General features: G+C 68.5%; 24 protein-coding genes and 1 tRNA gene. 15 read left to right on the top strand and 10 right to left on the bottom strand.

Annotated features, from left to right (window positions below):
* Nucleotides 1-105: 105 nt before the first annotated feature.
* On the top strand, nucleotides 106-963 hold the full coding sequence (locus tag ACWEQO_RS23500; RefSeq protein ID WP_452985092.1) for a DUF6602 domain-containing protein: 858 nt from the start codon (nucleotides 106-108) through the stop codon (nucleotides 961-963).
* A gap of 179 nt (nucleotides 964-1,142) precedes the next feature.
* Here ACWEQO_RS23500 and ACWEQO_RS23495 read toward each other — a convergent pair whose 3' ends face one another.
* Both ACWEQO_RS23495 and ACWEQO_RS23490 read right to left on the bottom strand, forming a co-directional pair.
* The gene (locus ACWEQO_RS23495) at nucleotides 1,143-2,213 is read right to left on the bottom strand and encodes a pentapeptide repeat-containing protein (protein WP_452985091.1); all 1,071 of its coding nucleotides are present in this window, start codon (nucleotides 2,211-2,213) and stop codon (nucleotides 1,143-1,145) included.
* A 415-nt stretch (nucleotides 2,214-2,628) separates the two neighbouring features.
* Nucleotides 2,629-3,093: an NUDIX hydrolase gene (locus ACWEQO_RS23490; RefSeq protein WP_452985090.1), complete on the bottom strand. Its 465-nt coding sequence runs from the start codon at nucleotides 3,091-3,093 to the stop codon at nucleotides 2,629-2,631.
* A gap of 18 nt (nucleotides 3,094-3,111) precedes the next feature.
* Between ACWEQO_RS23490 and ACWEQO_RS23485 the strand changes: the two genes are divergently transcribed.
* From ACWEQO_RS23485 to ACWEQO_RS23435, 11 genes are all read left to right on the top strand, one after another.
* Nucleotides 3,112-3,891 (top strand): GntR family transcriptional regulator, encoded by a 780-nt coding sequence (locus ACWEQO_RS23485; RefSeq protein WP_452985089.1) that lies wholly within the window; start codon nucleotides 3,112-3,114, stop codon nucleotides 3,889-3,891.
* A 139-nt stretch (nucleotides 3,892-4,030) separates the two neighbouring features.
* Complete coding sequence (locus ACWEQO_RS23480; protein ID WP_326753226.1) at nucleotides 4,031-4,387, top strand: SCO3933 family regulatory protein; 357 nt, start codon at nucleotides 4,031-4,033, stop codon at nucleotides 4,385-4,387.
* Nucleotides 4,388-4,390: 3 nt separating this feature from the next.
* On the top strand, nucleotides 4,391-5,746 hold the full coding sequence (locus ACWEQO_RS23475) for an FtsK/SpoIIIE domain-containing protein (protein WP_452985088.1): 1,356 nt from the start codon (nucleotides 4,391-4,393) through the stop codon (nucleotides 5,744-5,746).
* Between the two features lie 84 nt (nucleotides 5,747-5,830).
* Nucleotides 5,831-6,514 (top strand): DUF2637 domain-containing protein, encoded by a 684-nt coding sequence (locus ACWEQO_RS23470; RefSeq protein ID WP_452985087.1) that lies wholly within the window; start codon nucleotides 5,831-5,833, stop codon nucleotides 6,512-6,514.
* Nucleotides 6,515-6,535: 21 nt separating this feature from the next.
* The gene (locus ACWEQO_RS23465) at nucleotides 6,536-6,730 is read left to right on the top strand and encodes a hypothetical protein (RefSeq protein ID WP_452985086.1); all 195 of its coding nucleotides are present in this window, start codon (nucleotides 6,536-6,538) and stop codon (nucleotides 6,728-6,730) included.
* Between the two features lies 1 nt (nucleotide 6,731).
* Nucleotides 6,732-6,923, top strand: a complete 192-nt coding sequence (locus ACWEQO_RS23460; RefSeq protein WP_332428504.1) for a mobile element transfer protein — start codon at nucleotides 6,732-6,734, stop codon at nucleotides 6,921-6,923.
* An 11-nt stretch (nucleotides 6,924-6,934) separates the two neighbouring features.
* Entirely contained in the window at nucleotides 6,935-7,090 is a 156-nt protein-coding gene (locus ACWEQO_RS23455; RefSeq protein ID WP_355899800.1) for a hypothetical protein, read from the top strand.
* Nucleotides 7,091-7,128: 38 nt separating this feature from the next.
* Nucleotides 7,129-7,446 (top strand): SpdD-like protein, encoded by a 318-nt coding sequence (locus ACWEQO_RS23450; protein WP_352331994.1) that lies wholly within the window; start codon nucleotides 7,129-7,131, stop codon nucleotides 7,444-7,446.
* Between the two features lie 110 nt (nucleotides 7,447-7,556).
* On the top strand, nucleotides 7,557-8,936 hold the full coding sequence (gene repSA, locus ACWEQO_RS23445) for a replication initiator protein RepSA (protein WP_452985097.1): 1,380 nt from the start codon (nucleotides 7,557-7,559) through the stop codon (nucleotides 8,934-8,936).
* Nucleotides 8,933-9,121, top strand: coding sequence for a helix-turn-helix domain-containing protein (locus tag ACWEQO_RS23440; RefSeq protein WP_326753219.1), 189 nt, complete (start codon nucleotides 8,933-8,935; stop codon nucleotides 9,119-9,121). Before repSA ends, ACWEQO_RS23440 begins: the two co-directional genes overlap by 4 nt.
* Nucleotides 9,121-10,284: a tyrosine-type recombinase/integrase gene (locus ACWEQO_RS23435; RefSeq protein ID WP_452985085.1), complete on the top strand. Its 1,164-nt coding sequence runs from the start codon at nucleotides 9,121-9,123 to the stop codon at nucleotides 10,282-10,284. The genes ACWEQO_RS23440 and ACWEQO_RS23435 overlap by 1 nt, the downstream gene beginning before the upstream one ends.
* Before the next feature lie 55 nt (nucleotides 10,285-10,339).
* On the opposite strand, the gene ACWEQO_RS23430 is transcribed toward ACWEQO_RS23435, so the two are convergent.
* The 7 genes from ACWEQO_RS23430 to ACWEQO_RS23400 all read right to left on the bottom strand — a co-directional run bounded on the left by ACWEQO_RS23430 (nucleotide 10,340) and on the right by ACWEQO_RS23400 (nucleotide 17,626).
* A tRNA-Arg gene (locus ACWEQO_RS23430) sits at nucleotides 10,340-10,415 on the bottom strand.
* Between the two features lie 174 nt (nucleotides 10,416-10,589).
* The gene (locus ACWEQO_RS23425) at nucleotides 10,590-11,579 is read right to left on the bottom strand and encodes a zinc-dependent alcohol dehydrogenase family protein (protein WP_452985084.1); all 990 of its coding nucleotides are present in this window, start codon (nucleotides 11,577-11,579) and stop codon (nucleotides 10,590-10,592) included.
* Complete coding sequence (locus ACWEQO_RS23420) at nucleotides 11,576-12,376, bottom strand: carbohydrate ABC transporter permease (protein ID WP_361452336.1); 801 nt, start codon at nucleotides 12,374-12,376, stop codon at nucleotides 11,576-11,578. Before ACWEQO_RS23420 ends, ACWEQO_RS23425 begins: the two co-directional genes overlap by 4 nt.
* 92 nt (nucleotides 12,377-12,468) lie before the next feature.
* Complete coding sequence (locus tag ACWEQO_RS23415) at nucleotides 12,469-13,434, bottom strand: carbohydrate ABC transporter permease (RefSeq protein ID WP_452985083.1); 966 nt, start codon at nucleotides 13,432-13,434, stop codon at nucleotides 12,469-12,471.
* A 198-nt stretch (nucleotides 13,435-13,632) separates the two neighbouring features.
* Nucleotides 13,633-15,003, bottom strand: coding sequence for an ABC transporter substrate-binding protein (locus tag ACWEQO_RS23410; protein WP_452985082.1), 1,371 nt, complete (start codon nucleotides 15,001-15,003; stop codon nucleotides 13,633-13,635).
* A gap of 127 nt (nucleotides 15,004-15,130) precedes the next feature.
* The gene (locus ACWEQO_RS23405) at nucleotides 15,131-15,892 is read right to left on the bottom strand and encodes a DeoR/GlpR family DNA-binding transcription regulator (protein WP_361452129.1); all 762 of its coding nucleotides are present in this window, start codon (nucleotides 15,890-15,892) and stop codon (nucleotides 15,131-15,133) included.
* Nucleotides 15,893-16,249: 357 nt separating this feature from the next.
* Nucleotides 16,250-17,626, bottom strand: coding sequence for a M6 family metalloprotease domain-containing protein (locus tag ACWEQO_RS23400; RefSeq protein ID WP_452985081.1), 1,377 nt, complete (start codon nucleotides 17,624-17,626; stop codon nucleotides 16,250-16,252).
* A 331-nt stretch (nucleotides 17,627-17,957) separates the two neighbouring features.
* On the opposite strand from ACWEQO_RS23400, the gene ACWEQO_RS23395 reads away from it, so the two are divergent.
* Both ACWEQO_RS23395 and ACWEQO_RS23390 read left to right on the top strand, forming a co-directional pair.
* Complete coding sequence (locus ACWEQO_RS23395) at nucleotides 17,958-18,602, top strand: TetR/AcrR family transcriptional regulator (protein WP_361452135.1); 645 nt, start codon at nucleotides 17,958-17,960, stop codon at nucleotides 18,600-18,602.
* 167 nt (nucleotides 18,603-18,769) lie between these two features.
* Complete coding sequence (locus ACWEQO_RS23390) at nucleotides 18,770-20,389, top strand: MFS transporter (RefSeq protein WP_452985080.1); 1,620 nt, start codon at nucleotides 18,770-18,772, stop codon at nucleotides 20,387-20,389.
* A gap of 86 nt (nucleotides 20,390-20,475) precedes the next feature.
* Here ACWEQO_RS23390 and ACWEQO_RS23385 read toward each other — a convergent pair whose 3' ends face one another.
* Nucleotides 20,476-21,021, bottom strand: a complete 546-nt coding sequence (locus tag ACWEQO_RS23385; RefSeq protein WP_361452141.1) for a MarR family winged helix-turn-helix transcriptional regulator — start codon at nucleotides 21,019-21,021, stop codon at nucleotides 20,476-20,478.
* A gap of 165 nt (nucleotides 21,022-21,186) precedes the next feature.
* Between ACWEQO_RS23385 and ACWEQO_RS23380 the strand changes: the two genes are divergently transcribed.
* Nucleotides 21,187-21,972 (top strand): dioxygenase family protein, encoded by a 786-nt coding sequence (locus ACWEQO_RS23380; protein WP_361452144.1) that lies wholly within the window; start codon nucleotides 21,187-21,189, stop codon nucleotides 21,970-21,972.
* Nucleotides 21,973-22,332: the final 360 nt, after the last annotated feature.

Below are 22,332 nucleotides of genomic sequence, written 5' to 3'. Positions count from 1 at the left end.
GTCAGCCCGCCTCCCTGTGGATACCGCATGCCCCGGTGATACCGCACGGGCGACGAACCGTCAGCCCCTACGACACCACGAGTTCAACTTCAGTAGCATCCATCCGTGACGGACCATCAACTGTCGAAGATCTTGAAGTCGGTAGCGCAGGGAATGATCAGTGGCTTCGAGAAAACGTCTCAAATAGTTCACCGCGGCGGAAAAGGTAGGGCCCGGGAAGAGGCCGTAAAAAGGTTTCTCGAGCGACGCGTCCCACGCTCATGCGATGTGATTCATGATGGTGAGATAGTTGACCATGACGGCAATACATCACCGCAATGCGACATCCTCATAACCGGAGGTGACGTGCGGCCACTGCAGGCCGAGGACGGATATCATCTCGTTGCTCCAGCCTCCGTTCGAGGTATTGTGGAGGTCAAGTCTTACCTCAGTGCAGATGAGTTCCGTAAGTCATTTCGGTCGCTGGTAAAGTCGAAGCTTATGAATAAGTTCATTTCAGGATATTGGAAAAAGCTTCCGGATGGCACCACAGCGATAGACCTGCATCTCCCCACTACTCTAGTGTTTGCCTACGAGAGTGCGAGCCTTGACCTACTGCTAGAAGAGTTTTCTAATCTCGCCGACGAAATACCCAACCTTAGTCACAGTATCGACGGAATCTGGGTACTGACAAAAGGTTACATAAAGTGGGGATTGACCAGCTATTTGGGAGTCGACTCGGGCGATCCTTATCCGTCCAACGGCAACGTAATCGTCACCTCAGGGTCACCCGAGGCCGACTTGGTAGCGGTGGACTGCCCGAATGGAGGCATGCTTCTTCCTCTTGCTGCAGAACTTAACGCGAGGCTTTCCAACTCTCCAGAAGGGCTGGTCCCCTTCATGCATGGGGACTGGGGTCGAATAAGGTCGGCTAGGCACTTCTTGTTTCCGGAGCCGACAGGAACAATGCGACCTAAAAATTAGCCGCCTAGCTGATCTGTGCCCGCCATGACCTGCGATCCCCTAATAGATCAACACCCTGGCCTGATGCCGAGCTGTCCGTAGCTGTCGACGTTGGTCAATGTTGAACGCCCTTCCATGGCCCTAGGAAGGCCCGAAAGGGCGCTCGTGCTATGGCCTGCTGGCTGCACACAACCTATTGCCTAAATGTTATATGGGTCCCTGCTGTCGGCTACCCGTTCACCTTCTCGCATGCGCTGTTCAATTTCGTCGTCCAGGTCAAATTCTCTAGGCAGTGTGGTGGTATGGGTGATGTGGGATTCCATGATTTGTTGACGGTTCATGTTTAGGCACTCCGATAGGTCTGTTTGGAAGAGTGTCGTCTCCCGCATATTGGCGCCCCACAAGTTGGTGTTGGTGAGTTTTGCCTTGTTCAAATAGGCGCCCTCCAGGTCTGCCCGATGCAGCGATGCCCCTGCAAGATCTGCATCCTCTAGATGTGCTCCGAGGGCCTGAACCTGATGGAGATTCGCCCGAGATAGGTCGGCAACTCGCATATCCCACTTGGTGAGGTCTGCGCCCTCCAGTTGAACTCCAGAAAGCTTCGCTCCTGCGATTCTGATGAGGGTTGTTTTTGTGTTTTCAGGCCTCCTGGCCAATACAGTTACCGCGGCTTGCACGTCCTCCGCAATACGTCCGCTGCGTGGACTTGCTTCGTTATCTTCAGCGCTTACGGGAGATGAGTTCCGAGTGAAAGCTGCCAAGACTTCGATTACGGTTTGGGCGTCACGCCTACTATCTTTCATGATTCGCTCAAGAGAATAGATGCCTCCCAGTCTTTCGGAGAGTGTTGCCGAGCCTAGGAGTTTAATCGCCGCGACATAGCGGTCCGTCACTTGTCCCTCGCGTGCGATTTCAGCCTGCTCGTTGTCCTTTGTTTGAGTGTGCTTAAACTGCTCTTGCGCGTGGTCGAATTGTTGTTGAGCAAGCTTGAATTGCTCTTGCGTCTGTGTGAATTGATCCCTTGCTAGTCTGTGGTTGCGACTGGTGTACCAAAGGCCGATTGCGGTCACTATGCCCGCTCCCAGGGCAACAACCATGGTGCGAAACCCTGTGATCACAACACCGTCAGCTGGCTGCAGATCGCGTTGCCGAAGGTGGGGGCGATCGAAGTACCAGGGTCCCTTCCAGAGGAGCCATCCGTATCCACAGACCCCGATCAGGGTAAGCAGGCCAATCAGCGCTGCACCGGTGATCTTGCGCGTGCGTTCCATGGCGAACATCTTGCTTCGTGGTGCGAGGTGCTGAGTGCGCTAGTTGCAAATCTGCGCTGCCTTCGCTTGTACTGCCTCACAGGTGGCCTACGAAGGTTGGCGGAGCGGCTTTGGGCTGGAGCTGCTTTGGGGCGAGTGATCATGGCCCCGTAAGCTTCCGGCGCGTCGGGCAGTCTGTGGACCTGCCCGTTAAAGCACGACGTTGGGGCCATGATCTTCGAGGCTCGCCCCAAAGTGGCTGCCTAAAGCCGCGGAGCCGACCGCCCCAGCCACAGAGGGTGTCTCCCACTTCACGCCCGCAGCTCGCCAGCGCGCCGCCGGGCGCGGCCAGCCGGGGCGGAGACAGGAGGCAGGCCGCGCCGCGGAGGCGGCGCGCTCCCGCGCCGTGCGCGGGCTTGATGAAGTAGGGAAAGTCTTATCCCGCTGAGATCAGTTGCTTGCCGTCGTGGCTTCGTACGTGGGGGCCGTTGCCGTCCAAGGCGTCCAAGAGCCTGATCGCGTAGACCTCCGCCATGCGCTCGCTGACCTCGTCGGGAGTGAGCCAGGAGACGGCCGTCGACTCATCAGAGGTGCGCTCGGTGCCGCCGGAGGGCTTGCAGCGGAAGACCAGGGCGACGATGCCGCGGGTCGTGTTCTTGTAGACGCCGGTGAGTTCGTCGACCTCGACGTGGATGCCGGTCTCCTCCAGGACCTCGCGGGCTACGCCGGCCTCTGGGGTCTCGTCGAGTTCGAGTACGCCGCCGGGGAGTTCCCATGTGCCGTTGTCGGCTCGGCGGATCGCCAGGAGGCGTCCGTCCTCGCGCACCACGACTCCGGCAACGGATACGGAGTGCAGGGGTGGGGACGTTGCTTCCTGTGATTGACTCATGTACAGGAGCATAGGAGGCAGAGAAGGGCTATGGGAACTGCGGTAGAGGGGGGCAGGTCGGGGCCTCGGTATGTGCAGATCGCCGATGAGATCGTGCAGCAGATCCGGGCCGGTGTGCTCAAGCCCGGTGACATGGTGCCGAGTGAGTCGGAGCTGGTGGAGCGCTACGGCGTCTCCGGCGGCACGATCCGTAAGGCCATGGTCGAGGTGCGGGCGAGCGGGCTCGTGGAGACCCGGCACGGCAAGGGCTCGATCGTGAAGGACCGGCCGCCGGTGCGGCACCGCTCCTCCGATCGCTTCCGGCGCTCGCTGCGACAGGGGGGCAAGGCGGCGTATCTCGCGGAGTCCGCGCAGTCCGGTGCCACGGCCAAGGTGAGCGTCCTCTACATCGGCCCCATGGAGGCCCCCGAGGATGCCGCCCAACGACTGGGCATCCCCGCCGGCACTCAGGTCCTCGCGCGCCGGCGTCTCTACTTCCGCAACGGCACGCCGGTCGAGACTGCCACCTCGTATCTTCCGTGGGACGTGGTGAAGGAGATCCCGGAGCTGTTCGCCGAGAACCCCGGCGGTGGTGGCATCTACGCCCGACTCGAGGAGCACGGGCACGAGTTCGCTGAGTTCGTCGAGACGCTGCAAGCACGGCCGGCCACCAAGGTGGAGGCATCGGAGCTGGTCCTCAGCACAGGGGCGCCCGTGGTTCACCTGATTCGGGAGGCCCGTACGACTGAAGGGCTTGTGGTCGAGGTCTGTGACACGCTGATGGCCGCTGACCAGTTCGTTTTCGAGTACCGGATCCCCGCCGCCGACTGACGCGCGCTCAACTTCCTCCAACCCGTCGTGAGTTCTGTCTCGCGGCGGGTTGACTCATGTATAGGAGTCAGGCACTCTTCTTCACGTCACTCATGTACATGAGTGACGGAGTCCAGCCTCTCTATAGGAGTGATCTGCTGTGCGTCAGATTCCCGTCGACACCTCCGCCGCGGTCGTGATGGTCGCCAAGACCCCGCAGCCGAAGGTGAAGGACCGTCGTACCGGTGAGATCGCCACCGACATGGAGACCGGCGTCAAGCTGATGACGGTCGACGTGATGTTCGCGGCCAACGACGAGGTGGAGATCCTGTCCATCACCGTCCCCGAGACCGGTATCTCCGGTGAGCTGACCATGGGTACCCCGGTCGCGCTCACGGGGCTGATCGCCCGGCCGTGGGAGAACGAGTTCAACGGCCAGAAGCGGCACGGGATCGCCTTCCGCGCGGTCGCCGTCACCTCGCTGGCCGCTGCGGGCTCGGCACCCAAGGCGGCCTGAGCCATGACATGGCCGACGGTCTTACTGCTGGTGGTCGTCGCCGCTGCGGGTCTCCTGCGGTGGCGGCGCCCCGCCTGGTACTGGCTGACCTTCGGAGTCACCCTCGCCGTCCTGCGGGTCCTGGTCCGCTACGCCTCGGTCATGGACGCCTGCGGCCTGACGGTCCCGCCCTCCCGCTGGCGTCTGACGCTCGCCCGAATGGCCAACCGTCCGGCGCCGGAGTCCCGTTCACCGCGCATCCTGCGCCTGCGGCCCACCCGCACCGGCTTGGTCCTCCGGCTCAAGCTCCGCCCCGGTCAGGACGCCTTCGACGTCGCCGCCGCCACGGACCGGCTACGCCACTCCTTCTCGATGTACGGCGTCACCTCCCGTGAGCTGCGCTCGGGTGTCGTCGAAATCCGGATGACCGGATACGACGTGCTCAAGCGGGTGCAGATGCCCGCCGAGACCGACGCCCGCCCGATGCGGGTCCCGGTGGCTCTGCGAGAGGACGGTTCGGTCCACTACCGCGACTACCGGGTCGTGCCGCATGGCCTGACCCTCGGGGCCACGGAGTCCGGCAAGTCCGTCTATCAGCGCAACCTCGTCGCCGGCCTCGCCCCGCAACACGTTGCGCTGGTCGGGATCGACTGCAAGCAAGGGGTGGAGCTGTTCCCGCTGGCTCGCCGGTTCTCCGCGCTGGCCGACAACCCGGATACCGCGCTGGAGCTGCTGGAGGCGCTGGTGTCGCACATGGGGGAGGTGTATCGGCTCATCCGGGCCGAGCAGCGGATCACCGCTGACGTGCCGGACGCCGAGATCGCCGCCGACATCTGGGACCTGCCCGAAGACCTGCGGCCGGTGCCGGTCGTGGTTCTGGTCGACGAGGTCGCCGAACTCGCTCTGTTCGCCAGCAAGGAGGAGGAGAAGCGCCGGGACCGGATCATCACCGCCCTGGTCCGCCTGGCCCAGCTCGGCCGCGCGGCCGGCGTCTACCTGGAGATCTGCGGGCAGCGCTTCGGCTCCGAACTCGGCAAGGGCATCACCATGCTCCGTGCCCAGCTCACCGGCCGTACCGCGCACCGCGTCAACGACGAGACCAGCGCGAACATGGCCTTCGGCGACATCGCCCCGGACGCCGTCCTGGCCGCCATCCAGATTCCCGCCGAGACGCGCGGCATCGCCATCGCCGGTGACTCCACCGGCGGCTGGCACCGCATCCGCGCCCCGCACACCTCGCTGCGCCAGGCCGTGAACATCTGCAACAAGCACGCCGACCGCACCCCCGACGTGCCCGCCCTCGCGCCCTTCCGGCCCGCGGTCGCCCCGCTGCCGTCGGCCCGTGTGCCGCTGTCCAAGACAGCCGCCGCCACCGCCTGACCCACCCCCGCTCCCACGGTCGGCGCGACCACCCTTCGCGCCACGTCCCTACCCCGCCATGCCTCATCACAGGAAGGAGCCGTGATGGCCCGCCCCGCTCTCCGCATCGACGCCGTACTTGTCCAGGCCGTCATTGCCGGGGCCCTGTCCTTCGCCCACCTCCACGACCTCGCCGCCGCTGCCGGACAGGACGGCTGGAAAGCCTGGGCCTACCCCGTCTCCGTAGACCTCCTCCTGGTCGCCGCCTGGCGTCGGCTGCGCACCGACGGGCCGTCCCGGCTGGCCTGGTGCTGGTTCCTCATCGCCCTGGTCGCCTCGCTCGGCGCCAATGTCGCCACCGCCGGACTCCTCGACCTGAACGACGTCCCGGCCTGGCTGCGCATCCTCGTCGCCGCCTGGCCTGCCCTGGCCTTCATGGGCGGCACCCTCCTCGCCCACTCCTCCGCGGACCGCTCCTCGACTCCGCCGGCACCCTCCGTCCCGGATCCGGACCCGGCACCCCAGGAGCAGCCCGAACCGGCCGCCACTGCTGAACCGGACCCGGCACCCGAACCCGTCGCGGTCCCCGTTCCCGACGAGCTCCCGGTCCTGCCCACTGCCGAATCGCCCCCGGCTGTACCGGTCCCGGCCGCGCTGGTCGACCACGCCCGCAAGGTCGCCGCCGACCACCACGCCCGCACCGGCGCCCGCATCGACACCGACACCCTCCGCACCCGCCTCGGCGTCCCACCGCACCTGGCCGACGCCATCGCCGCCCAACTCACCTGACCCGGAAGGGAGGAACGGCCGATGACCCGTGACCCAGCCGACCTGACCGCCGCCGACTACCTCGACGGTGCTCGCGAGATGGTCGCCGCGAACCGCCCCTATCTCGCCCACCTGCTCGCCGAGGAAGCCGCCCGCCGCATCACCGACCCGGCCACCGCCGCCGGTATCCGTGCCGGTTTCCCCGACCCGACCACCACCCGGACGGAGACCGACTGACATGCCCGCCCGCGACTTCTTCCACTCCGTGATGCGCATCGGCCCGGTGCAGATCGGCACCCACCGCGACCGCCACGGCCGGACCAAGCACGCCGCCGTGTGCAGCGCCGACGACTGCGGCTGGTCCGCCGACTACTCCAGCCGCTCCGCCGCCCAGCTCGCCGCCCGCACCCACCGCTGCCGCGCCCGCTAGGAGGCCGCCCCATGGATGTTCCGCTCTGGCTCGCCCTGCTGGTCGTCGGCTACCTCGGCGTCAAGCTCGTCCGCCCGCCCTGGTGGCTCATCGCCGTACTCCTCCTCGGCGGCTTCCTGCTCGCCGACAGCGTGCTTGCTCCCGTCATCGACAGCTTCACCAAGTAGTCCGCCGCCACCTCGCCCGCCCCGAAAGGAGAACACCGATGCTTCGCCCGAAGATCCCGACCAACCCCACGCCCACCGTCCAGGCCTCGCCGCCCGTGGTGATCGAGCCGACCGCCGTCGTCCCGAGCGTCCAGGCCTCGCCGCCCGCTCCGGTCGCACCGGCGCCGCCCCGGCCCACGGTGCAGCTCACCCCCGGCACCGCGCTCGCCCTCGTCGGCGGCGGTACGGCCGTCGTCCTGGTCGTCGGCGCCGTCCTGGTCTCCATGCTCCTGGCGGTCGCCATCACCGGCGCCTCGGTCGCCGTCTGCGCCCTGGTGATCCGCTCGCTCGTCAACGCCGACGCCAAGCGTCGCTGACCGGCCCCCGGGCGGCCTCGATACCGCCAAGCATCCGCCGCCCGGGAGCCGTCCCTGTCCGATCTCGCAACCGGAAGGAAGAACCCAGCATGGCGCATTGCGCCTCGCCCGTGCCTGAGCCGCTGCTCGACCCGACCACCCTCGGTGACCTGCTGAGGGTGGCCTCGGCCTCCGACTATGCGCGCTGGGAGGACCAGATCCGCCGTACCGGCGGCTGCTCCGACCCGATCCATCTGACCGGCTGGGTCCTCCACAAGGACAAGACCACCGGCGAGACCCTGCACCACTACACCACCGCCGGTGAGCCCGGCGGACGTCTTCGCCTCGCCTGCGGCAACCGCCGGGCCTCCCGCTGCCCGTCCTGTGCCTGGACGTACGCGGGCGACACCTATCACCTGATCCGTGCGGGCCTGGCCGGTGACGACCGCCGCGACATCCCCGCCACCGTCCGAGAGCACCCACGCGTCTTCGCCACCCTCACCGCCCCGTCCTTCGGCCCGGTCCACAACCGGCCCGACCGTGGCGTCTGCCGCTGCGGCACCCGCCACGCCCCGGATGCCCCGGAGCTGGGCACCGCCCTGGACCCGGCCACGTACGACTACGCGGGATCCGTCCTGTTCAACAACCACGCCGGGCAGCTCTGGCAGCGCTTCACCACACGACTGCGCCGTGAACTCGCCGCCCGTGCCGACCTTTCCCGCCGTGAACTCGCCGACCGCCTGCGCGTCTCGTACGGCAAGGTCGCCGAGTTCCAGAAACGGGGCGCCCTGCACTTCCATGCCGTGGTCCGGCTCGACGGGCCCGAGGGCGCTGAGTCGCCGCCGCCGGCCTGGGCCACGGTCGATCTCCTCGCCGACGCGATCCGTGCGGCTGCGGCTCACTCCTACACCTCGGTCTCGGTCCCGGCCGCCGGGGACCAACCCGCCCGGTCGTTCCGCTGGGGAACGCAACTCGACGTCCGCCCGGTGAAGGCGTTCGGGGACGGCTCCGACATCACAGAGCAGGCGGTCGCCTCGTACGTCGCCAAGTACGCCACCAAAGCAGCCGAGAACACCGGCACCCTCGACCGCCGTATCGGCGAACTCGCCGAACTCGACCGCCACGGCGTCCCCGACCACACCCGCCGCCTGATCGAAGCCTGCAAGCGGCTTGATCCCTTGTATCCGGACCGGCGGCTATGGGCCTGGGCGCACATGCTCGGCTTCCGCGGCCACTTCTCCTCCAAGTCCCGCCGCTACTCCACCACCCTCGGAGCTCTCCGCCAGGCACGCGCCGACTACCGAGCCGCACAGGATGCCGCCGCTTTCCGCCTGGACGACCGCGAGCCGGAGACCGTCCTCGTCCTGACCGACTGGCAGTACGCCGGACACGGCCACACCCCCGGTGAGTCCGCCCTCGCCGCCACCATCGCCCGAGGTCTCCAGCTCAACCGCGAGACCGCCCGCGAAGCCCTACGTGATCAGTTCACCCAGGAAGGAGCCGCAGCATGACTACCGCGACCCCCGATCTGCTGACCGTGCCGGAAGTCATGACGCGGCTCAAGGTCGGACGCTCCAAGGTCTACGACCTGATCCGCTCGCGTCGCCTGGTCTCGATCAAGATCGATGGTGCCCGCCGGATCCCCACCGATGCCGTACGTGACTTCATCCTCGACCGGATTGAGGAGGCTGCCTGATGGCCGGCCAGCGCAAGCGCAATCCGAATGGTGCGGGCACCATCACCAAGCGCAAGGACGGCCGCTATCAGTGCGCGGTCTACGTCCTCCAGCCGGACGGCACCCGCGCCCGCAAGTTCGCGTACGGCAAGACCTGGGCCGAGTGTGACGCCAAGCGCCGGGAGCTGCTCGCCAAGGTCGACCAGGGCGTGCCCGTGCCCACCCGCTCGGCGAAGCTCTCCGAGTGGCTGCCGTACTGGCTGGACAACGTCATCAAGCCTCGGCGGAAGCTCAGCACGTACGACAAGTACGAGGCACACGTCAGGCTCTACCTGGTGCCCTTGCTCGGCGCCAAACGACTCGAATCCCTCGGTGTCGCCGACGTACGCCGCTTTCTCGTCCGCCTGGAGAAGGAGACGACTGCGGCGACCGCCAAGGAATCCCACCGCGTTCTGCGATCGGCGCTCTCCTCCGCCTGCCGAGAGGAACTGATCACGCGCAACGTCGCCAAGCTCGTCGAGCCGCCCCGTACCGACAACCGCGAACTGAAGCCCTGGACCCTCGACGAGACACTCGACTTCCTGGCGGCCTCCCGTAGGGACCCGCTGTACGCGGCCTTCGTGCTCGCCATCGCCATGGGGCTCCGCCGGGGAGAGATCATCGGTCTCCGCTGGTCTGACCTCGACCTCGAAAACCGCGTCCTCTACGTCCGGCAACAGACCCAGCGGCGCCGTGGTGTCCTGTACGACGACGATCCCAAGAGTCGCCGTCGACGCGTCGTTCCGTTGCCCGCACTCTGCATCGCCCCGCTGCGCTGGCACCGGATGCGGCAGTCCGCCGCTCGCGCCAAAGCGGGGGAGCAGTGGCATGAATCGGGCTACGTCTTCACCACCCGCACTGGTCGTCAGGTCGAGCCGCGGAACGTCTACCGCTCCTTCACCCGTGTCGCCGAGTCCGCCGGCCTTCGCGTGGTCCGGCTGCACGACGCCCGGCACGGCACGGCGACTCTCCTCACCGCAGCCGGAGTCGCGCCTCGCGTCGTGATGGAGATCCTCGGGCACAGTCAGATCAGCATCACCATGGACGTGTACACGCACGTCGTGCAGGACACTCAGCGCGAGGCCATCAGCCACATGGACCGGCTGCTCAAGCGGCGGCCGGTTGTGAGTGACCGTCTTCGTTGATGTCAGAAGTGGATGTCAAAGGCCCCGGACCATGATCGGTCCGGGGCCTTTTGGCTGGTGCCCCCGGCAGGATTCGAACCTGCGACACCCGCTTTAGGAGAGCGGTGCTCTATCCCCTGAGCTACGAAGGCGTAGGCGTCCCCGGGAGGGGGTGAGCCTACTGGTCGGGCATGGTGCGGCGTACCGATGACCGACCAGGGACAGCGTAGCGGATACGTGTCGGTGAGGGTTGTCGGTATGAGGGCGGGGGGGTGGGGAGGGGGGGGCCGGGCGGGTGTCCGCCCGGCCCCGTGTGCACGCCCGTGTCAGGGGGTGATGAGGATCTTCCGGCCCTGGCCCGCTGCGAACTGGGCCATGGCCTCCGGGTAGCGGTCCAGCGGGATGCGGTCGCTGATGAAGACGTCCGGGTCGAGGACACCGGTGGCGAAGAGGTCGGCGGCGCGTTCGTAGCTGTGCAGGACGGCCATGGAGCCGGTGATGGTGATTTCCTGGTTGTAGATGCGGTACGGGTCGATGGTCACGCGGGTGGCGTAGTCGGCGACGCCGAACTGCAGGAAGGTGCCGGCCTTGGCGACCCGGTCCAGGCCGTCCTGGATGGCGGTGGCGTTGCCGGTGGCGTCGATGACGAGGTCCCAGCCCTGGGGCCGGTCCAGTTCGTCGGCGTCGGTGGCGGTGGCGGAGACGCCGAGCTGCTGGGCGGTGGCGAGGCGGTCGGGGTTGATGTCGACGACGTCCACGCGGGCCGCGCCGGTGCGCTTGGCCAGTTCCAGCATCATCAGGCCCATGGTGCCCGAGCCGTAGATCAGCACGTGGGCGCCGAGGCGGGACTGCAGGACGTCGTAGCCGCGGACCGCGCAGGAGAGGGGTTCGATCAGGGCGGCGTCCTGGGTGCGGACGTGTTCGGGCAGCTTGACGCAGTTGGCCACCGGGGCGACGGCGTACTGGGCGGCTCCGCCGGCGGTGGTGACGCCGATGGCGGCCCAGCGTTCGCACATGTTGTTGTGGCCGGTGCGGCAGTGGCGGCACTCGTAGCAGTACAGGGAGGGGTCCACGGCGACCCGGTCACCGAGGGAGAGCTCGGTGACCGCGCTGCCGAGGCCGACGACCTCGCCGGCGAACTCGTGACCGGGCACGATGGGCAGCTTGGGGGCGAACTCGCCCTGGAGGATGTGCAGGTCCGTCCCGCACAGCCCGCAGGCCGCGACCTCGACGACGACGTCGCGCGGGCCCGGGGTGGGGTCGGGGACCGTGGTGACGGTCACCTTGCCGGGGGCTTCGATGAGGGCGGCTTTCACTTGACTGCTCCTAGGGACAGACCGCGGACCAGCTTGTCCTGGGCGGCCCAGCCGGCGATGAGGACGGGCAGGGACACCAGGGTGGCGGCGGCGCACAGACGGGCGAGGAAGAGACCCTCGTTGGTGATGAACCCGACGAGGAACACCGGGGCGGTGGAGGCGTTGGTGGCGGTGAGGTTGACGGCGAACAGGAACTCGTTCCAGCTGAAGATGAAGCAGATCAGCGCGGTGGCGGCGACCCCGGGCATGGCGACGGGGGCGACGATGCGCAGCAGCACGGTGGGGAGTCCGGCGCCGTCGACCTCGGCGGCCTCCAGGATCTCCTTGGGCACTTCGGCGAGGAAGGAGCGCATCATCCACACCGCGATCGGCAGGTTCATCGCGGTGTAGAGGACGATCAGGGTCCAGACGTTGTCCAGCATCCCGGCGTCCTTGGCGATCAGGTAGATCGGCAGCAGCGCCGCGATGACGGGCAGGAACTTCGTCGACAGGAAGAAGAACATCACGTCGGTCCACTTCTCGACCGGCTTGATGGACAGCGCGTAGGCCGCCGGGATCGCCAGGGCCAGGACGAGGAGCGTCGAGATGACGCTCGCCATGGCCGAGTTGAGAAGGTACGGGGTGATGTCCCGGCCCAGCAGCAGTTCGTACTGGTCCAGGGTGAAGGGCGCGAGCAGGCTGGGCGGGTTGGTGGCGGCGTCGGACTCCTGGTGGAAGCTGGTCAGCACCATCCAGGCCACCGGGGCGAAGAAGACCAGGGTGGCGAGCCAGGCGACGAAGGCCCACACCGGGCTCAGCCGCGGCGAGTCGCCCTGACCGCCCTGGTCGCCCTTGCGGCGGAGGGACTTCTCGGGCCCGGCCGCGGCGTCCGGCGCCGCTTGGGTGGTGGTCACCGGGAGACCTCCTCGCGGAACAGCGACGCGATGGTGCGCAGGGCGAACGTGGCGACGACGATGGCACCGATCACCACGACCACACCGGCGGCGGCCGCCTCGCCGTACTCGTACTTGCGGAACATGGTCAGGTAGATCTCGTAGGGGAGGTTGGTGGTCTGCGAGCCGGGGCCGCCCTGGGTGATGGTGAAGACCGCGTCGAAGGTCTGCACGACGTAGATGGTGCCGAGCAGGACGCCCAGTTCGATGTACTGCCGCAGGTGGGGCAGGGTGATGTGGCAGAAGGTCTGCCAGGCCGAGGCGCCGTCGACCCGGGCGGCCTCCAGCACGTCACCGGGCTGGGCCTGGAGTCCGGCCAGCAGGATGAGCATCATGAACGGCGTCCACTGCCACACCAGCGAGACGATGACGGCCGGCATCGCGGAGTTCGACAGCCAGTCGATGGTGGGGCCGTTCTCGGCTCCGAAGAGGCGGTAGACGGCGTTGAGGGTGCCGTTGATGAGGCCGTAGTCGGGGTTGTAGATGGCGTGCTTCCACAGCAGCGCGGCGGCCACCGGCATGACCAGGAACGGCGTGATGAGCAGGGTGCGGGCCAGGCCCCGGCCGGGGAAGCGGCGGTCGAGCAGGAGCGCCAGTCCCAGTCCGAGGAGCACACTGAGGATCACCACCGACGCGGTGAGCAGGACGGTGTTCAGGACCGCCGTGCGCAGCCTCTCGTCGGTGAAGACGAAGCCGTAGTTGGACAGGCCGGTGAAGTGCCGTTCGCCCGGCTTGAGGATGTTCCACTGGAAGGTCGAGATGACGAGCGTGGCCACGAACGGCAGCTGGGTCACGACGATCGTGAAGATCAGTGCCGGCAGCAGCGGGATGCGCCGCCGCCACTTGTGCGGCGTCTCCCGCTTGCCTGGCCGGTGCGGGGGGTCTGTGCGCACCTCTCGGGGTGCGGGGGTGAGCGTGGTCATGAAGGGTCCTTGGGCCGGCCGGTCGCAGCCGATCGCGGCCGGGGGTGGGGAAGGAAGCGGTGCCCGGTCGGCGGACGCCGACGGGATGACGTCCGCCGGTGCGGAGGAGGGCGTACCGGGCACCGCGGCGGGGGCGCCGCCCGTCGGGGCGTCGGGGACCGACGGGCAGCGGGATTCACCGGTGAGCGGCCGGGCGGGTCACCGGTAGTTCTTGGCGACTTCCTCCGCGAGCTTCTGGCCCTTCTCCAGGGCCTTGTCCACGCTGGTCTTGCCCGCGATGGCCGCGGAGATGTCCTGCGTCACCTTGGTGCCGAGGTCCTGGAACTCGGGGACGGCCACGAACTGGACGCCCACCGTGGGCCGCTGCTGCACGCCCGGGTTCGTCGGGTTCGCCTGCTCGATGGACTTGACGGTGATGTCACCGAAGGCCGCCGACGCCTCCTTGTACTGGGGGATCTCGTAGGTGCTGGCCCGCTTCCCGGCGGGGACGCGCGACCAGCCCAGCTTCTCGCCGACGGTCTTCTCGTACTCCTTGCCGGACGCCCAGAGCATGAACTTCGAGGCGGCGTCGGCCTTCTTGGTGGTCTTCGGCATCGCCCACGCCCAGGTCCACAGCCAGCCGGAGCTGTCCGTCTTGTCCACCGGCGCGTAGGCGTAGCCGACCTTGCCCGCGATCTTGCTGGAGCTGGGGTCCTCCAACGGTCCCGCCGCACTGGTCGCGTCGTACCACATCGCGACCTTGCCCTGGCTCATCGCGTTGAGGCACTCGGTGAACCCGGACTGCGCGGCGCCCGACTGACCGTGCTTCCTGACCAGGTCGACGTAGAAGTCGGTGGCCTTCTTGAACTCGGGGCTGTCGACCTGGGCCTTCCAGTCCTCGGTGAACCAGGTGCCGCCGAAGGTGTTGACCACGGTCGACAGCGACGCGCCGAGCTCACCCCAGCCGGCCAGACCGCGCAGGCAGATGCCCTTCATGCCGGGGCGCGCGCCGTCGGCCTTGGCGGCGATGTCGGCGACCTGCTGCCAGGTCGGCCTCTCGGGCACGGTGATGCCCTTCTCCTCCATGACCTCCTTGTTGTACATGAGGAAGGAGGACTCGCCGTAGAACGGAAGCGCGTACAGCTTGTCGTCCTCGCCGGACAGGGACTGGACCATGGGCTTGAGCAGGTCGTCCTTGTCGAAGGCGGAGTCCTTCTCGGCGTAGGAGCTCAGCTCCTGCAGCCAGCCGTTCTTGTTCCAGATGGGCACCTCGTAGGCGCCGATGGTGGCGACGTCGTACTGGCCGGCCTGGGTGGCGATGTCCTGGGTGACCTTGTCGCGCAGTTCGTTCTCGGGAAGGATCGTGAAGTTCACCTTGATGCCGGTGTCCTTGGTGAAGGTGTCCTTCGTCAGCTTCGCGATGTCCTCCATCTGCGGGTTGCCGACCATGAGGACGTTGATGCTCTCGCCCCCGGCTTCCGAACTCGACCCGCCGGCCCCGCTGCACGCGGCCATCAGTGAGCCGGCGGAGACGGCGACGAGCACGGCGCGGGCGGTTCTCCGGACTCGGGGGGTCTTGTGAGTGGACATGGTTGGCTCCAGGAGTGTTCGAGGCGTGGTGTCTGGTGCGTGAGGCGTGAGGCGTGAGGTGTGAGGTGTGGTGGGTGGTGTCCGGTACGGGGTATGGGGTGCGTGTGGTGTGTGGGAGGGTCGCGGGTCAGACCCGGATGACCTGGGGTCCCAGGAGGACGTAGCGGCGGGCTTCGGCGGCGGGGAGCCCGGTGTCGGTGACGATCGCCTCCAGGTCCCCGATCCCGGCGAAACGGCAGAAGCTGGTCGCTCCGAACTTGCTGTGGACGCCCGAGAAGATCCGGCGTCGGGACACGGCCATGACCCGTGTCTTCACATCGCTCACCGCGGGGTTCGGAGTGGTAAGACCCCACTGGCGGGAGATGCCGTTCGCGCCGACGTAGGCCAGGTCGATGACGAGGTCGGACAGCGTGTGGGTGACCCAGTGGTCGACGGTCGCCAGCGTGGCGCCGCGGACGCGGCCGCCGAGCAGCAGCACGGTGATGTTCTCGACGGAGGCCAGGGTGCCGGCCGCGGCGAGGGAGGAGGTGATCACGGTCAGTTGCCGGTCGCGCGGCAGGCCGGCGGCGATGAGCTGCGGGGTGTAGCCCTCGTCGATGTACACCGTCTTCGCGTCACCGAGCAGCTCCACGGCCGCGGCGGCGATCCGCGACTTCTCCCTGACCTGGCTGGTGGTGCGGTAGGAGAGCGTCGTCTCGAAGCCGGCGCTCTCGACGGGGTAGGCACCGCCGTGGGTTCGCCGCACCAGCCCGTGAGCCGCCAGCAGGTTCAGGTCGCGCCGGACGGTCTCCTTGGAGATGCCCAGATCGGCGGCGGCCCTGGCGACGTCCATCGAGCCGGCCCGGCGCGTCGCTTCCAGGAGGGAGCGGCGGCGTTCTTCGGCGTCCACGGTGACACCTCCCCTGCGCGACTTGGGCCGACATCCGGTCGGGCCGTTTCCGGTGTGGCGCGATCGCGCCGGTCAGAGTCCGGTCCGTTCGGACTCTTGCGGACTATTTACGGCTACGCCCAGGGTTATGACCAGGCAAAACGTCACGCATTCCGTGACCGGATGTGCCCGTTTCGCAGGACCTGTTCCCGCAGACAGGGGCCTTCTTCGGCCAAAAACAGAGCATGATCCTCACCCGGACCGCCCGGAACGGTGCCCGTTTGCTGTCTGCTTGCTTTCCGCGCTGCCTGTTTTCGGCGGTGAAAGTGAGGCTTCGCCCGCCCGGCCGGGCATCCGCGAGGGCCTTCGGAGGGGGGTTCAGCCCCGGGTGATCCGCACCCGGTACTCCGGCTTTCTCGAGTCCGGGCCGGAGCCGGGGCCCGTGCCCGAGCCCGTGCCCGTGCCCGTGTCCGAGTCCCTGTCGGAGGCCGAGTCGGTGTCCGGGGTGGTCGGCTCCAGGACCTTGACGCGGATTCCCGCCTTGCGGTCGATGAAGGTCTCGCCGGGGGTGAAGGTGGCGTCGGAGAGTTCCGCGTGGACGTTGGGGCTGCGGGTGCAGCCGCCGCTGTTCCGGCGGGAGTCGTAGACCGTGACGGGGCCCATCCCGGTGTCGACGTCCGCGTCGACCTTGTAGATGAGGATGCCGGGGCGGCACACCGCCTCGTCGTTGCCGGCCCGGGTGCGGAACTCGACGGCGTAGCCGGAGCCGGTGTCCAGCGGGAGGAAGACGAGTTTCGGGCCGCCCGCCTCGGCCAGCGGCGTCAGGGTGTACTCCCTGGTGCCCGTGTGCGCCGCGCAGTGCACCTGGGGCGCGTCCAGCCAGCCCAGTTTCCACTTGTGCCAGCCGAGCAGGTCGTTGTTGGCGCCCCAGTCCTCGCTCATGATGTCCCAGTGGCCCACGGCGCCGCCGCCCTCGGCCGTGTAGAGGTCGGGCAGGCCGAAGACGTGGCCGTTCTCGTGGGGGAGGACGCGGTAACCCGTGCGGTCCAGGGAGCCGGAGCCGTCGTCCTGGCGGGAGTAGACGAACGAGGCGTTGGCGACGGGGACGCCGTCCGCCGTCGGGGCCTCCGCGTTGCCCGCGAAGGTCACCGACAGGACCGTGTCCAGGGCGGAGGGCCCCGCGTTCGGGGTCACCAGCACGTTCACCAGGTCGTACACACCGAAGTCCACCTTCGGATCCGCCTCCGCCACGAGGTCCCGGACCAGTTCGTGGTAGTCGGGGTGGAAGGGGGCGCCGCGTTCTATGCCGTAGTCCCGGAACGACTTGGGCATCCGCAGCCAGCCGGGGATCGGCAGCTCGGGGCGGTAGTCGAGACGACCGTAGGAGCTGGTCCGGAACCACTTCTGGGTCTGCGGGAAGAACTCCCGGTAGCGGTCGAGGGCGTCGCCCTCGCCGGGGGCGTCCGAGAAGTCGATCAGAAGGGTGAGGGCGCGGACGGTGCCGGTGGAGCGGGCGTATCCGGCGGCCGTGGGGACGCCCTCCGACATCTGCACCTCACGGGCGCTGCTGATCAGGCACGGGCCGTGCGAGGAGGTGGGCGCCAGGGCGCTGGGGCCGGCGCCGGGGGGCGAGGTGTACGGGGAGAGGTGGTCGTTGCCGGCCGAGGGGAGGGCGGCGAGGGTCAATGCGGTCACGGAGGCCAGGGCGGCCAGTCGGCGCGGGGATATCCGGCTGCTGGTCGACTGCGCCTGCATACGGGGGACCTCCGCTCCGCACGGCAGCCTCCGGTCTCCGGCTGCACCCTTTCGATCACCCTCTGTCACGAGGTGTGCGGGCGCGCGCTGGAGGGGCCGATCGTGCGGTTTCCGGGCGGGGAGGGCGGGAGGTCGGGGACGGGGGGGGATGGGGGGAGGTGGGGGCGGACGCTCGCTTGAGTGTGACTCAGGTCACACGAAGAGTTTCCCCGGTGGGAAATAAGCGGGGACGGCTTCCCCGTTTGGACCTGTGTTCGCGTGAAGCGGGGAGTTCTTCCCCGGATCGCGAGAGCGAGCAGTGCGTCAGTGAGCAGAACGACAGGAGTGCATCGTGCAGACCGCCCCCTCCGCATCGCGCAAGGCGTCCCGGCCCCGTGCCGACGCCCTGCGCAACCGGGAGCGGATCGTCGCCGCCGCCCGGGAGATGTTCGTCGAGTTCGGCCCCGACGTGCCGTTCGACGACATCGCCCGCCGGGCCGGCGTGGGCAATGCCACGGTGTACCGCAACTTCCCCGACCGTGGCGCGCTGGTGCGCGAGGTCGTGTGCGCCGTGATGGACCGTACGGCGCGGGCGGCCGAGCGTGCGCTCGCCGAGACCGGGGACGCCTTCGAGGCGCTGGAGCGCTTCGCGCACACCGCCGCCGACGAGCGGATCAGCGCGCTGTGCCCGATGATCGCCGGCACCTTCGACCAGAGCCATCCCGACCTGGAGGCCGCGCGGGTGCGTGTCGAGGGGCTCGTCGCACAGATCATGGACCGCGCCAAGGCCGCGGGCCGGCTCCGTGCCGACGTGTGCTTCGGTGACCTGCTGGTCGGTATCGCCCAGCTCAGCCGGCCGCCGGCCGGTACGGGGTGCCTCGACGCCGACCGGTTCGTCCACCGCCATCTTCAGCTGTTCCTGGACGGGATGCGGGCCCCGGGCCGCGGCGTCCTGCCGGGCACGGCGGTGACCGTGGAGGACCTGCGCGTGCGCTGAGCGCTCCCTGAACGAGTTCCAGAGCGAGTTCCAGCCCGAGTTCCCGACCGAGATCCGTAGAGCTGCCTCAACGGCCGTCCCCCGTGGGCGAGTCGTTCCCCGACGACATCGTTTTTTCCTCTCAAGCTCTGAATTTTCCGTCACGAAGTCCCGAAGTGGGTACCTCCATGTCTGAAACAGCGTCAAAGTCCCCCGGCGTACCGGGAGCACGGAGCACACCAGGAGCGCAGGACACACCGAACGCACCGGACGCACGGAACGCACCGGACGCCAACCGCTGGAAAGCGCTCGTCTTCATCGCGCTCGCCCAGCTGATGGTCGTCCTGGACGCCACCATCGTGAACATCGCCCTGCCCTCCGCCCAGCAGGATCTGGGCATCTCCGACGGCAACCGGCAGTGGGTCGTCACGGCCTACGCCCTCGCCTTCGGCGGACTGCTGCTCTTCGGCGGGCGGATCGCCGACCTGTGGGGCCGCAAGCGGGCCTTCGTGCTCGGCCTGGGCGGCTTCGCCGCGGCCTCCGCGCTGGGCGGCGCGGCCACCAACGAGGCCATGATGTTCGGCGCCCGCGCGCTGCAGGGCGTGTTCGGCGCGCTGCTCGCGCCGGCCGCGCTGTCCCTGCTCGCGGTGATGTTCAGCGACGGCAGGGAGCGCGCCAAGGCGTTCGGCATCTACGGTGCGATCGCGGGCGGCGGTGGCGCCGTCGGCTTGATCCTCGGCGGTTTCCTCACCGAGTACCTGGACTGGCGCTGGACGTTCTTCGTGAACATCCCGTTCGCCGTCGTCGCCGCGGCCGGCGCGTACTTCGTCATCCGTGAGCCGAGGGGCGGCCGCAACCGCTCGCCGCTGGACATCCCCGGCGTGGTGCTGTCCACCCTGGGCCTGGTCGCGCTCGTCTACGGCTTCACCCGCGCCGAGTCCGAGGGCTGGGGCGACTCGCTGACCGTCGGCATGTTCGTCGCGTCGGCCGCCCTGCTCCTGACGTTCGTCCTGGTCGAGTCCCGGGTCGGGGCGCCGCTGCTGCCGCTGCGGGTGATCACCGAGCGCAACCGCGGCGGGGTCTACCTCTCACTGGGCCTGGCGGTCATCGCGATGTTCGGCCTGTTCCTCTTCCTGACCTACTACCTGCAGGTCGTGAAGGGCTACTCGCCGGTCAGGACCGGCTTCGCCTTCCTGCCGATGGTCGCGGGCATGATCACGGGCTCCACCCAGATCGGCGCCCGCCTGATGACCCGGGTCGCGCCCCGGCTGCTGATGGGCCCCGGCTTCCTGGTCGCCGCCGTCGGCATGCTGCTGCTGACCCGGATGGAGATCGGCACCTCCTACGCCGCCGTCCTGCTGCCCGGCATGCTGCTGCTCGGTCTCGGCATGGGCACGGCGTTCATGCCGGCCATGTCGCTGGCCACCTCGGGCGTCGGGCCCCGGGACGCGGGCGTCGCCTCCGCGATGGTCAACACCTCGCAGCAGGTGGGCGGTGCGATCGGTACGGCCCTGCTGAACACGATCGCGGCCTCGGCCACCACGTCCTACGTCGCCGACCACATCGGCGGCGCCGCGAGCCGGTCCCAGCAGCAGGTGGTGCGGCTCGAGGGCATGGTGCAGGGCTACACCAGCGCGATCTGGTTCGCCGTCGGCATCCTCGTCCTGGCCGCGCTCATCGCCCTGACCCTCGTCGACGCGGGCCGCCCGGGGGCCAGGGCCACCGGGTCCTCCGACGGGACCGGCCGGGGCGCGGGGGTCACCGGGGGCGCTCAGGAGGAAGCGGTGGTGCCGGTCGTCGCCCACTGACCGCCGCGCCCCTTCGGACCACCCGTACGGACGAGGAGGGGACGCCTCGTCCGTACGGCTCCCCGGACCTGCCCCGGCTCCCGCGCTCAGCGGAGCCAGGGCAGGTCCGCACCCGCTTCGCTGGGCTGAAGTCCCTCGGCGACGATCTCCATGATCTCGCCGAGGGACTTCTGCTGTTCGGGGGTGAGCCGGTCGAGGAGCGCCTGCCGTACGGCGTGCACGTGACCGGGCGCGTGCCGGCGCAGCACCTCGAAGCCCTCGTCCGTCAGTACGGCGAACTGGCCGCGCTTGTCGGAGGGGCAGTTCTCGCGGCGCACCCAGCCGCTCTTCTCCAGGCGGGCCACGGCGTGCGAGAGCCGGGAGCGGGTGATCTTCGCCAGCATCGCCAGCTCGGTCATCCGCAGCCGCCGCCGCGGCGCCTCGGCGAGTTTGACCAGCAGGCTGTAGTAGAGGTGCGGCATGCCCGCGTCCCGCTGGAGCTGGCGGTCGAGATGGTCCTCCAGGAGGGTGCTGGCCTCGATGTACGAGCGCCAGACGCGCTGTTCCTCCTCGTTGAGCCAGCGTGGTTCGTCGGTGGGTGCCGGGTCGGGGGCCGAACCCGGGACCGGTGCGGAGGTGGGTGCCGTCGTCATGTACTCCACTCTACGACCCTTCTGCTTGAAGGTTAAACAAAATTACGGTAGGGTTCGGGCAGAGGTTGAGGTTTCAAGTAAAAACCGCGCCAGCCCACGGCAGTCCGTGTCGGTCCGTCCTGGTCCGTGACGGATCTGCGCCGATCACCGGAAGGAGTCGCAGCCATGACCGCCGCCACTCAGGAACGCATGCCCGCGCTGTACCTCAGCCACGGCGCCCCGCCGCTGGCCGACGACCCCGTCTGGCCCGGTCAGCTGGCCGCCTGGTCCGCGGACCTGCCCCGCCCGAAGGCGATCCTCGTCGTCTCCGCCCACTGGGAGGAGGCCCCGCTCGCCCTCGGCGCCACCGAGACGGTGCCCCTCGTCTACGACTTCTGGGGCTTCCCCGAGCACTACTACCAGGTGAAGTACGGCGCCCCCGGCGCCCCCGCGCTCGCCGAATCCGTGCGCAAGCTGCTGCGCGCCCCCGGCACTCCCGTGCAGGACGTTCCCGACCGCGGACTGGACCACGGCGCCTACGTCCCGCTGGTCGAGATGTTCCCCGGGGCCGACATCCCGGTGCTCCAGGTCTCCATGCCGACCCTGGACCCGGTGAGGCTCATGGACATCGGGCGCAAGCTCGCGCCGCTGCGCGACGAGGGCGTGCTGATCATCGGTTCCGGTTTCTTCACCCACAACCTGGCCGCGCTGCGGCAGGGCGGCATCCCCAGGTGGTCGGTGGAGTTCGACGACTGGGGGAACCGGGCCCTGGACGCCGGTGACGTGGACGGGCTGCTCGACTTCACCCGCAAGTCCCCGGCGGGCGCACTCGCCCACCCTCGCACCGAGCACTTCGCACCGCTCTTCGTGACCATGGGCGCCGCGGATGCCGCCGGCGACCTGGACACGCAGAAGTCGGTGATCGACGGGTTCTGGCTGGGGCTGGCGAAGCGGTCGGTCCAGTTCGGCTGAGGGCCGCGGGCTGCGATCGCAGTCGCGGTGGCGGTCGCGGTGGCGGGTGGCGGGAGTGTCCGGCGCCCGCCACTCGGCGTCGCCCGGGCCGCTCCGTGACAACCATCGGGCGGTACGGGCCGTCTATCCGTCTGAAGGGAGAGCGGCCCGGGGGCGGGACGGTGTTTCTTCTGAGTGGGGGGCACGGTGCGGAACGTGATTGTCGTCTCACGCGCTCACCGGTCCTGCGGATCGGTGAGCGGTGTCGGATCGCCCTCGATACCGGCCTGACCTGGGCGTTCGCGCAAGACGGCGACATCCGCGCCCCCTGTGGGCCGACAGGGTACTGCATGATCAGAAAAATCGGGGGGCGGGTTGGGA

Source organism: Streptomyces sp. NPDC004051, assembly GCF_053604275.1.
Note: the sequence above shows the minus strand (reverse complement) of the source record. Positions and strands in the feature narration are given on the sequence as shown.